This window comes from Histophilus somni (assembly GCF_014202395.1).
GTDB classification, from domain to species: Bacteria; Pseudomonadota; Gammaproteobacteria; order Enterobacterales; family Pasteurellaceae; genus Histophilus; species Histophilus somni.
On the sequence record NZ_JACHGQ010000001.1, the window covers coordinates 106,625 to 117,665 of the forward strand.

General features: G+C 35.4%; 9 protein-coding genes. 2 read left to right on the forward strand and 7 right to left on the reverse strand.

What is annotated here, in order from left to right:
- The first annotated feature begins 23 nt into the window (after positions 1-23).
- Entirely contained in the window at positions 24-1,889 is a 1,866-nt protein-coding gene (gene sppA / locus HNR69_RS00495) for a signal peptide peptidase SppA (RefSeq protein WP_012340536.1), read from the forward strand.
- Between the two features lie 114 nt (positions 1,890-2,003).
- Here sppA and fabA read toward each other — a convergent pair whose 3' ends face one another.
- From fabA to xseB, 5 genes are all read right to left on the reverse strand, one after another.
- A complete protein-coding gene (fabA, locus tag HNR69_RS00500) occupies positions 2,004-2,522 on the reverse strand; it encodes a bifunctional 3-hydroxydecanoyl-ACP dehydratase/trans-2-decenoyl-ACP isomerase (RefSeq protein ID WP_075290622.1) in 519 nt (172 codons plus the stop codon).
- Positions 2,523-2,707: 185 nt separating this feature from the next.
- A complete protein-coding gene (locus HNR69_RS00505) occupies positions 2,708-3,616 on the reverse strand; it encodes a LysO family transporter (protein WP_075293894.1) in 909 nt (302 codons plus the stop codon).
- 257 nt (positions 3,617-3,873) lie between these two features.
- Complete coding sequence (dxs, locus tag HNR69_RS00510; protein ID WP_075293893.1) at positions 3,874-5,727, reverse strand: 1-deoxy-D-xylulose-5-phosphate synthase; 1,854 nt, start codon at positions 5,725-5,727, stop codon at positions 3,874-3,876.
- Between the two features lie 32 nt (positions 5,728-5,759).
- Complete coding sequence (ispA, locus tag HNR69_RS00515) at positions 5,760-6,650, reverse strand: (2E,6E)-farnesyl diphosphate synthase (RefSeq protein WP_012340533.1); 891 nt, start codon at positions 6,648-6,650, stop codon at positions 5,760-5,762.
- Positions 6,651-6,665: 15 nt separating this feature from the next.
- A complete protein-coding gene (gene xseB / locus HNR69_RS00520) occupies positions 6,666-6,917 on the reverse strand; it encodes an exodeoxyribonuclease VII small subunit (RefSeq protein ID WP_012340532.1) in 252 nt (83 codons plus the stop codon).
- Between the two features lie 189 nt (positions 6,918-7,106).
- Between xseB and thiI the strand changes: the two genes are divergently transcribed.
- Positions 7,107-8,561 carry a tRNA uracil 4-sulfurtransferase ThiI gene (thiI, locus tag HNR69_RS00525; RefSeq protein WP_075293892.1) on the forward strand — a complete coding sequence of 485 codons (1,455 nt, stop codon included), beginning with the start codon at positions 7,107-7,109 and terminating at the stop codon, positions 8,559-8,561.
- Positions 8,562-8,600: 39 nt separating this feature from the next.
- On the opposite strand, the gene HNR69_RS00530 is transcribed toward thiI, so the two are convergent.
- Together HNR69_RS00530 and HNR69_RS00535 are read right to left on the reverse strand one after the other, a co-directional pair.
- The gene (locus HNR69_RS00530; RefSeq protein ID WP_075293891.1) at positions 8,601-9,191 is read right to left on the reverse strand and encodes a response regulator; all 591 of its coding nucleotides are present in this window, start codon (positions 9,189-9,191) and stop codon (positions 8,601-8,603) included.
- Position 9,192: 1 nt separating this feature from the next.
- Positions 9,193-10,890 (reverse strand): sensor histidine kinase, encoded by a 1,698-nt coding sequence (locus tag HNR69_RS00535; protein ID WP_075293890.1) that lies wholly within the window; start codon positions 10,888-10,890, stop codon positions 9,193-9,195.
- Positions 10,891-11,041: the final 151 nt, after the last annotated feature.

The window sequence follows — 11,041 nt, forward strand, 5'->3', positions numbered from 1 at the left end:
GTTTTAACTTAGTAAAGGATAATATGAAAGTGATGTTGACCTTTCTCAAATTGTGCTGGCAAATGCTCAATTTTGCTCGTCGTGTTGTAATGAATATAGTATTTCTTTTTTTCGTTTTATTGATTGTAGCAGTGTTTTCGGTTAATTCGAGTATGTCGAATAAAGTAGATTTAACTCATTTTAAAGGGGCGTTGCTATTAAATTTGGACGGCTATTTGGCAGATAATCGTAGCGATGATACGGCATGGCAAGAGCTTCTTTTGGAATTAGGTAATCAACATGTACCGAGAAAAATCTCAACGTTTGATGTTGTTAATGCCATTCAAGCGGCTAAAAAAGATCCAAAAATTACCGCACTTGTTCTTGATCTCAATTATTTTGATGGGAAAGATATTCCTGCGTTAACTTACATTGGGAAAGCTATTCAAGCCTTTAAAGCCAGCAAGAAACCAGTGATTGCTTATGCGGATAACTATACGCAAAGTCAATATTTATTGGCAAGTTATGCGGATGTTATTTTGTTAAATCCACAAGGTGAAGTGGCGATAGAAGGTATGGTTGCAGAGAATTTGTATTTTAAATCGCTATTTAATAAATTGGAAATTACACCGCATATTTTTCGTGTAGGTACTTATAAATCTGCGGTAGAACCGTTTATGCTCGATAAAATGTCAGAAAAAAGTCGTGAAAATACAAGCCGTTGGCTTAACCAATTATGGAAAAGTTATCAGCAAATTGTGGCTGAAAATCGTGATATTCCATTAGCACAGGTGTTACCGGATAGTAAAACATACCTTAGCGAATTAAAAGCACTGAACGGAAATCAAACTGAATATGCGAAAAAGCGTGGTTTAATAACAGAATTAGCGGTAACGCAAGAACGAGAAAAAATCATTAAACGTTGGATAGTTAATTCTGATGATAAGTTGGATTTTGTTGAATTTGAGGATTATTTGGCAATATTGAAAAATCGATTTGCACAACCTACACAACCTGCTATTGCCGTGGTAAATGTTGAAGGGGCTATTGTCGATGGTGAAAGTGATGAACAAAATGTGGGCGGAGATAGCATAGCACAATTATTACGTGAGGCGAATGATGATCCAAATATAAAAGCGGTTGTATTGCGAGTAAATAGTCCGGGTGGAAGTGCGTTCGCTTCAGAAATTATTCGCCAAGAAGTAGATAATTTACAAAAATCAGGAAAGCCAGTCGTTGTTTCAATGGGGGCAATGGCGGCTTCCGGCGGTTATTGGATTTCCTCAACGGCAGATTATATTGTTGCTGACCCTAATACAATTACAGGGTCTATCGGTATTTTTGCCATGTTTCCAACGTTTGAAAAATCTATGCAAAAAATTGGTGTGAATGCCGATGGTGTTGCGACAACTGATGTGGTGATGAAATCACATTTCAGCCCGTTATCTAAAATCAGCAGTGAGATTATTCAATTAGAAATAGAGCATGGTTATGATCAATTTTTGGATGTTGTTAGCCGTGGGCGTAATTTATCAAAAACACAAGTTGATAAAATTGCTCAAGGTCAAGTTTGGTCAGGTTTTGATGCTTATACGTATAAACTGGTAGATCAACTGGGCAGTTTTGATGATGCAGTCGAAAAAGCTAGAGAATTAGTGATACAGAAATCTTCAGAAGAAATAAAAGATTTTTCTGTTGTTTGGCTAACGGAAAAAGAACCGTCATTATTGGGGGAGTTGATGAAAAATGCTAAACAACATTCAGAACATAATCTTCGTCAGTATATTGCCCATTTATTCGGCTTTTCTACATCAATGCAGAAAATGACTGAGCAATTAGGTATTTTAAATAAATTTAATGATCCCAAAGGGCAATACTTATATTGTTTGAATTGTGGTGAATTGAAGTAATAAGAAAAGTGCGGTTATTTAATAAAAATAACCGCACTTTTTTAAACTAGATAACTCTATAAATGTAAAATTCGCAGAAACTACAAATTTTTTAACACAATAGCAATTATTTAATCAAAACGTTGAGGTGTCTTGAAATAATCCTACTTTTAAATCAGTTGCCGTGTAAATGACTTTACCGTCAACTTCAACTTCACCGTCCGCCATTCCCATGACTAATTTACGATTGATTACACGTTTCATATTAATACGATAAATAACTTTTTTAGCCGTAGGTAAAATTTGACCGGTAAATTTTACTTCTCCTACACCCAAGGCACGTCCCTTTCCTTGACCGCCTATCCAACCAAGATAAAATCCAACTAATTGCCACATAGCGTCCAAACCTAAGCAGCCAGGCATGACCGGATCACCGATAAAATGACAACCAAAGAAAGACAAATTCGGGTTAATATCCAATTCAGCTTCAACATAGCCTTTATTGAACAACCCTCCTTCTTCATTCATTTCTACAACACGATCCATCATTAACATACTGGGGGCTGGTAGCTGAGGTCCTTTTTCACCAAATAATTCACCTCTTCCAGAAGCTAACAAATCTTCGTAACTATAACTATTTTTTTTATTCATCATATTAACTAATCCCCACATAAGATATCAAAGTTACTGTTAACTCGTTTATTCTATCAAGATGAATATAAATATAAATAGCCAACAATTATTTTCCTAACTTATCGGAGCAGTCGAGTAATTATATGAAAAATGATTTTATCTTATAAAACGAGAGTGAGACTTTTATCGTCTTACTCTCGTTTTAGCTAAATTGGGATGGAGGAAAAAAAGACCAATAAAATAGGGGGAAGAATATTAGTGATAAAACCAAAACTAATCGCTAACGGTACAACTTCAATTCCTCCGGAACGTTGGATAATAGGAAGAGTACAATCCAGCGATGTTGCTCCGGAAATACCTACTGCGGTAGAGCGGTAGTTTAGCATCAATAAAGGAATAATAAATAAGCTGGTTATTTCTCTTGATAGATCATTTAAAAAAGCGATGCTACTAAAAACAGGTCCCCAAGCATTATTAATGATTACGCTAGATAAAGAATACCAACCAAATCCCGAAGAAATGGCAAGTCCTTGTGTAATAGGCAAGTCGAGAATATAAGCAGAAAGAATTCCGCCTAACAACGAAGTAAAAACGAAGATAATACCTGTATAAAGTCCACGTTTATTAAAGAAGACTTCTTTTAAGGAGATACCATTATTACGCAATTGTAATCCGACGAAAAAAATTAAAGTTATTAGAATATAAGTGCTTGCACCAAATTTTAACATAAACCAACTTTTTACCGATAAACCGATCACAAAGCCTAATAACACCATTGCACAAAGTTTCGCACTGTCAAGAAGTAATTTCCAACGAGAAGGCATTTCTTTGGCGAGATGGGGTAATGGACTGGGATTTAATTTATCGTAAATTAACAGCCCCATAATATTGCAACTTTGAATAGTTAACGCAAAAGTAAAGGCGGAGATACCAATTATCGGTAGTTGTTTCGCTAAATCATCCAATTGACCTAGAGAAAATCCCATCACGAATAAGATCATATATAACAATATCATCATAATATGATTTATGCGTGTTAAAAGTGCGGCATTTTTTGTTTTGATTAAATATCCAATGAACATTGGAACCAATACAATAAGCAGTCCTTCATACATATTCATCTTCCTTCCAAAATACTTGAAAGCGTTGTTTTACCACATTAAGGTTATCAGTCAAGTCCAATTACAGATTACTTGTAAAAATCACCGCTCTTTTATAGCTGTTGAGTGTTAAAAAAGAAAAAACCGCTATTCAAAGATTGAATAGCGGGGAGGTCTTAATATAAGAAACTTTAACATTAAAAAGACAACTGCAATTGCAGTGCACTAGCGATCTATAAGACTACCAACATAAAAAATAGTTCATAAAAATATTAAATTTTTTGCAAAAATTGTTTTATTTGTTCAAAAATTCCTTCAGCATTTAATTTTAACTCAGCTAGCATTTCTTTTTGTGTACCTTGAGGGATAAAGTTATCCGGTAGCCCCAATTGCAATAATGAAACTTTTTGTTGCTGCTGATATAAAGTTTCAGCTACCGCACTTCCGGCTCCACCCTGAATTGCATTCTCCTCTAAGGTAACAATCAAAGAATGAGTTTGTGCAATTTCTTGAATACGTTGAGTATCCAAAGGTTTAACAAAACGCATATCAACAACGGTTGCATCAAGATCTTCAGCGACTTTTGTTGCTTCTGACAATAAAGTACCAAAGTTTAAAATAGCAATATTTTTACCTTGTCTAATCAGCTTTGATTTACCCAATGGTAGTTCTGCAAGCGGTTCTAACTTAACACCGATTGCATTGCCTCGTGGATAACGTACAGCAGCAGGTTTTCCACATTTATAACCGGTATAGAGCATTTGACGACATTCATTTTCATTGCTTGGTGTCATAATCACCAAGTTAGGAATACAACGCATAAAACTTAAATCGAATGCACCTTGATGAGTCTGTCCATCTGCACCTACTATGCCGGCACGATCAATAGCAAATAGCACGGGTAGGTTTTGAATGGCAACATCGTGAATAAGTTGATCATAGGCTCGTTGTAAGAACGTTGAATAAATGGCTACAACAGGTTTGTAGCCTGCAATTGCCAAACCGGCGGCAAAAGTTACCGCATGTTGTTCTGCGATTGCCACATCAAAATATTGCTGTGGAAATTGTTGCGAAAACTCAACCATGCCGGAGCCTTCACGCATAGCTGGCGTAATACCGATCAGTTTTTCATCTTGTGCTGCAATTTCACATAACCAACTGCCAAAAATCTGTGAGTAAGTTGGTGTCGTTGAGGATTTAGGTAATTCCCCTAATTTATGATCAAATTTAGGTACTCCATGAAAGCCAATAGGATCTTTTTCTGCCGGAGCATAGCCTTTCCCTTTTTTCGTTTTGATATGTAAGAATTGCGGACCGCTCAATGATTGCATGTTTTTTAAAGTCGATATGAGTTCATGGATATTATGCCCATCAATAGGTCCAATATAATTAAAACCGAGTTGTTCAAACAGGGTTCCCACTGGGGAAACGAAACCTTTGACATGTTCTTCGGTTTTTTTGACAAACTCTTTAATCGGCGGAAGTCCTGAAAGAATTTTTTTACCGCTTTCACGCAAAGTAGAATAAATTGAACCGCTTAATAAGCGAGCCAGATGATTATTTAATGCCCCCACATTTTCTGAAATTGACATTTCATTATCATTTAAAATAACTAACATATCCGTATGTACGGAGCCTGCATGATTTAATGCTTCAAATGCCATACCTGCAGTAATTGCACCATCACCGATTACACAAATTGTTTTACGTCCGAGATTTTCTTTCTGTGCGCCAATCGCAATGCCGAGACCTGCACTGATAGATGTGGATGAATGTCCAACACTTAACACATCAAATTCACTTTCTTCACGCCAAGGAAATGGATGTAATCCGCCTTTTTGACGAATGGTTGACATTTTATCTCGACGGCCGGTAAGGATTTTATGTGGATAGGCTTGATGCCCTACATCCCAAAGTAACTGATCGAAAGGTGTTTTGAATACATAATGTAAAGCTACAGTTAATTCAACCGTGCCAAGACCTGAGGCTAAATGCCCACTGCTTTGGCTTACACTTTCCAATAAATAACTACGTAACTCTTGACAAAGTTGCGGTAATTTGTCTTTACTTAATAATCGCAGATCATCAGGTGAATTAATTAGAGAGAGAAGTGGATATTTATTCATTATTCGTTATTCCATTTTTATTTTAACCGAACTTAGCTTTGTCGATTTACGACAAACTCAGCGAGTGCATGTAATGCTGAAGTGTCAAAAGGCAAAGCATCCAATTCTTGTAGTGCTTGATGATAAAGTTCTTGTGCCTTCTGTTTTGCACCATCTAAACCTATAAGTTTTGGATAAGTACTTTTATCGGCAAGGAGATCAGATCCGGCAGTTTTTCCAATCACTATACTTTCACCTTCAATATCTAAAATATCATCTTGTACCTGAAAAGCTAAACCCACAGCAGAGGAGTAGTGCATTAATTGTTCTTCTAATTTTATATTTGCAAAGTGCGGAGAACAAATAAACCCCATCTTCACTGCAGCTGACAACAAGGCACCTGTTTTATTGCGATGTATCTTTTCAAGTGCGGATAAATTAATTTGTTGATTCTCTGAGATTAAATCTAAACTTTGCCCTAAACACATACCTTTAACACCGGAAGCATTGGCTAAAGTTTGAACTAAAGCTAATTTTTGTTCGGCAGACAAATCGGGTGTTTGAGTTAACAGCTCAAAAGCAAAAGGTTGTAAAGCATCGCCGGCAAGAATAGCGGTAGCATGATCAAAGGCAATATGGCAAGTTGGGTGTCCACGACGGAGTGAATCATTATCCATAGCCGGAAGATCATCATGAATGAGTGAGTAAGCATGAATAGCTTCAATAGCCGCTGCTGCATAATCTAATTGAATTAAATTCGCTCCGAGCATTTTTCCTGTTGCATAAACTAAAAAGGGGCGAATACGTTTTCCACCTAACAATAATCCATATTTCATCGCCTCAGCTAAAGGAGATGGAGAACTATCAATGCACTCGAATTGTTTTTCTAAAAAAAAATTAATTCGTTGTTTGGATTCTTGGAGATCTTGAGCAAATTGATACATTAGAAACTAACTATTTTATTCACTTGGTTGATAATCGCTTAATTCTGCATTTTCACTTTTTTGCAATAAAATTTGAATGCGTTGTTCAGCTTGTTGTAAACGCTGTTGACCGGCTTGAGCCAACTGAATACCCCGCTCAAACTCTTTCAATGCGTCTTCAAGAGCAAGATCGCCATTTTCCAGTACATGAACAACAGACTCAAGTTGAGCGAGGGTTGTTTCAAAGTTGAGTTCATCAGTTGCATTTTTGTCAAGTGTCTGTGCCATATTAATCATCCTTGCTTCATCTTAAATCAGGGTGTCCATTGTACTGTATTTTATGAATAAAATTATATAGCAAATGAAAAATTAATTTATATCATTTGGCATGAATGCTAATATGTCACGAAACTTAAGGCAATTCAGTATGCGAAACGTGTGCTGAAAATCATCAAATTAAAGCTATGTAAACTCATTATGAAATTTATTATTAAACTTTTTCCTGAAATTATGATTAAAAGCGAAAGCGTACGTAAACGTTTCGTGAAAATTCTAACCGGTAATATTCGCAATGTATTAAATAAATATGATGATACTGTTGCAGTAGTTAAACATTGGGATTACATCGAAGTGCGGTCGAAGAATATAGAAAACCGGACACTATTGGTTGAATTACTCGGACGTATTCCCGGAATACATCATTTCTTAGAAGTGGAAGAAAAACCTTTTGTCACATTGCACGATATTTTTGAGCAAACTTTGAGTGATGTAGCAACTCAGATTGAGAATAAAACATTTTGTGTACGAGTAAAACGCAAAGGAAAACATGATTTTAGTTCATTGGATGCTGAACGTTATATTGGCGGAGGTTTAAATCAAGCCGTTGCAAGTGCAAAAGTGCAGTTGAGCAAACCGGATGTTACCGTCAGAATTGATATTGAAAATGACAAAATGATGTTGATTAAAGCTCGTCATCAGGGGATTGGTGGTTATCCTATCGGTACACAAGAAGATGTTTTATCGCTTATTTCCGGTGGATTTGATTCCGGTGTATCCAGCTACATGTTAATTCGTCGTGGCTCGAGAGTACATTATTGCTTTTTCAATTTAGGCGGAGCAACTCATGAAATTGGCGTGAAACAAATGGCGTATCATATTTGGAAGCGTTTTAGCGGTTCGCATAAAGTGCGATTTGTTGCTATTAATTTTGAACAGGTTGTTGCGGAAATTTTAGAAAAAGTAGATAACGGACAAATGGGTGTTGTGTTAAAACGTATGATGGTGCGTGCGGCAAGTAAAGTTGCACAACGTTTCGGCATTCAAGCGATTGTAACGGGGGAAGCACTGGGACAAGTGTCGAGTCAAACATTAACTAATTTACGCTTAATTGATGAGGTGGCTGAAAGTTTAGTTTTACGCCCGTTAATTACGCATGACAAAGAACAAATTATTGCTAAGGCAAAAGAAATTGGTACAGAGGACATTGCTAAATCTATGCCTGAATTTTGCGGTGTCATTTCTAAAAGTCCGACAATAAAAGCTGTAAAAGAAAAAATCGAACAGGAAGAAAGTTATTTTGATTTTTCCGTGCTGGAAAGTGCGGTGAAAAATGCACAATATTTAGATATTCGTCAAATTGCCGAACAAACAAAAAAAGAAGTATTTGAAGTTGATGAAATAACGGTTTTATCGGCTAATGACGTGATTTTAGATATTCGCAGTCCGGAGGAAGTCGATGATAAACCGCTGGAAATCTCAGGACAGAATATTATTTTAATGCCTTTTTATAAATTATCTTCACATTTCGCTGAATTAGATCAAAGTAAAAATTATGTTCTTTATTGTGAACGAGGGGTGATGAGTAAGTTACAGGCTCTATATCTTCGAGAGAAAGGGTTTGATAATGTGAAAGTATTGAATAAAATCAGTTAAAAGCGTTAATTGAGCTAAACCAGATCGGTAGGGCGAATATTATTCGTCCTTTTTAATAAGAGTGATCTTGTAGATTAATTCCGCCACTGTTTGTGCTTGCATTTTTTCCATAATATGTGAACGATGTACTTCAACTGTTCTGACGGATATATTTAGAGTTTCTGCAATTTGTCGATTAATATAACCTTTTAATAATAAAGATAAAACTTCTAATTCTTTAGTGCTAAGTTGCTTATAACATTGTTTGATTTGATATTGTTCATAATTATCCATTGTTTTTTTTCTCGCCAGTTTAATGGCTGATTGTAATTGGCTAAATTGCATAGGTTTTTGTAAAAAATCTACTGCACCTAATTTGAGTTCTTGTACTGCCATTTGGATATCGCCATGACCTGTCATAATAATTACAGCAAAAGGGCTATTTTGTTGCTGTAAAAATTGATGAACAGCTTTTCCATCTAAATGAGGCATTTTCATATCCAATAACAAAATTCCAGGCTCAAAAATATTAGCTTGTTGTACAAATTGCTGACTATTAGACCAAGTTTTAACTTGATAACCTGCTTGCTCCAATAAAAAACTAGCGGCATCAAGTATTGTTAAGTCATCATCAAGTAGATGAATATTCATACTATTTTCCTTTTATTTGTAAGATTAAGGTCACTTCTGCCCCAGATTGATCCTGTCTATTTGATAGTTTTATATTACCGTTCATCGCTTGGATTAGACGTTGACACAATACTAATCCCAAGCCCAATCCTTGTTTTTTACTTGTGCGGAAAGGAACAAAAGGAAAATCCAACTCTATTTGTTGAAAACCTGTTCCGTTATCCAAAATTCTTATTTTTAGTTCTTTTTGCTCTTTCTCTACTATAATATCTATCATTGATGCTTTTGCTTGTAAGGCATTTAATAAACAGTTACAGAGAATTTGTTCTAAAATTGTGGTTTTTATTTCCAAATAAATATCTGTTGCACAAACTAGATTAATTTGAAATTTATTATAATGTTGTAGAGAAATGAATTGAGTCACTTTTTTTAGTAAATGTTTGAGATTGATTAACTCAATATCTTCGCTACTTTTTCCTTTTACCCAATTCATTAAGTTATGAATAATCTCCGCACTTCTATCTACTTGTTGTAATATTTTATCCAATACGATTTGAGTTCTTTGTTCTTCTGCTTGATATTTCATACCTTCCACATACATTCTAATAGCAGTAAGAGGTTGATTAATTTCATGAGCAATACCTGCACTCATTTCTCCAAGAATAGAAAGTCTATCAGCCTGTATCAACTGTTGTTCATATTTTTGATGTTGTTGATACGCTTGTTGTAAGGCTTTACTTTTTCTATGTATCTGCCAATTTATCCAAATATAATTAACGAATAAAAGCAGAATAATACCAGTAATCCAAAATTGATATTGTGAGAACCAATATTTTATTGCTTGCCACAAATTTTGTTTCGGGTGTTTATATAGCTGATGCAGTATATTATCCGCTTGATTTGTTGAATATGGAGGTGTCCATTGCGGAAGATTATCAGACGCTTGATTAAGCAATAGGGTTATTAATTTTGATGCCAAGTCACCGGGTACTTGTGGCATTGCAGCTAATGACCAATTGGGTAGTAAGACTGTACTCGCCAGACAACCAATGTGGTTAGGTTTTTCTGCCAATAGACGGAAATTTTCAGCCTTTATTTTTCCCTCTTTTACCAATTGCTCAAAAATACAAACGGGAACAATTGCCGCATCTACCTGTTTCTCTTTTAAAAAAAATAGTGTATTGTCTACCGGAAATCCCGTAAAAACCGGCTTGAAATCTTTATTTTCCATCAAGCCTTGGTTATATAATTCGTTATAACCTAATAAAAATCCGCCAAATGCTTTATTTCCTACCGCACTTATACGTTTATTCTTCAAATCTTTCAATTGATAAAAATTACTTTCACTACGAACAAAAATAGCACTACCAACTCTTCCTGTGCTGTCATGTTGTTTTTGTCTTAGCGATTTTAATGTTACCAACCAACGAACTTCCTTATTATTTAAATAAAAAAATTGGGATTGGTTACTTAAAATAAAGTCAACTCCTTGTGCTTGTTCTGTCTCTAGATCATTAAGATCGAGAGTAACTAATGAAAATTGGTTATGTTCATCAAATTGTTGATTTAGCCAATCAATCCAAGGTTGCCAACGCTCATGTGCTTCAGCAATTCCTCGCTGTGCCAAAATACCGATTTTCCAAGATTGTGCAAAAGCTAACTGGGGCAATAAAGCCATTATTAACATAAAATTTTTTAAAAACTGACCGCACTTTCTCACTTTATTTCCTTTTATTGATGAAGATCAATATCCTCATATTTTTATGTGGAAAACCACAATGGTTTTTTCATGGAGATTTTTTAACAATACGCTAAAAGAGGTAACAACTCAATTTTATTAAATATTTTATTTGTGAGTGGGAAGATTAAGC

What these genes read in the sequence shown, in the direction of transcription:
- sppA (WP_012340536.1), top strand. Translation starts at nt 24, where the DNA reads ATGAAAGTGATGTTGACCTTTCTCAAATTGTGCTGGCAAATGCTCAAT.
- fabA (WP_075290622.1), bottom strand. Translation starts at nt 2,522, where the DNA reads ATGATGAATAAAAAAAATAGTTATAGTTACGAAGATTTGTTAGCTTCT.
- HNR69_RS00505 (WP_075293894.1), bottom strand. Translation starts at nt 3,616, where the DNA reads ATGTATGAAGGACTGCTTATTGTATTGGTTCCAATGTTCATTGGATAT.
- dxs (WP_075293893.1), bottom strand. Translation starts at nt 5,727, where the DNA reads ATGAATAAATATCCACTTCTCTCTCTAATTAATTCACCTGATGATCTG.
- ispA (WP_012340533.1), bottom strand. Translation starts at nt 6,650, where the DNA reads ATGTATCAATTTGCTCAAGATCTCCAAGAATCCAAACAACGAATTAAT.
- xseB (WP_012340532.1), bottom strand. Translation starts at nt 6,917, where the DNA reads ATGGCACAGACACTTGACAAAAATGCAACTGATGAACTCAACTTTGAA.
- thiI (WP_075293892.1), top strand. Translation starts at nt 7,107, where the DNA reads ATGAAATTTATTATTAAACTTTTTCCTGAAATTATGATTAAAAGCGAA.
- HNR69_RS00530 (WP_075293891.1), bottom strand. Translation starts at nt 9,191, where the DNA reads ATGAATATTCATCTACTTGATGATGACTTAACAATACTTGATGCCGCT.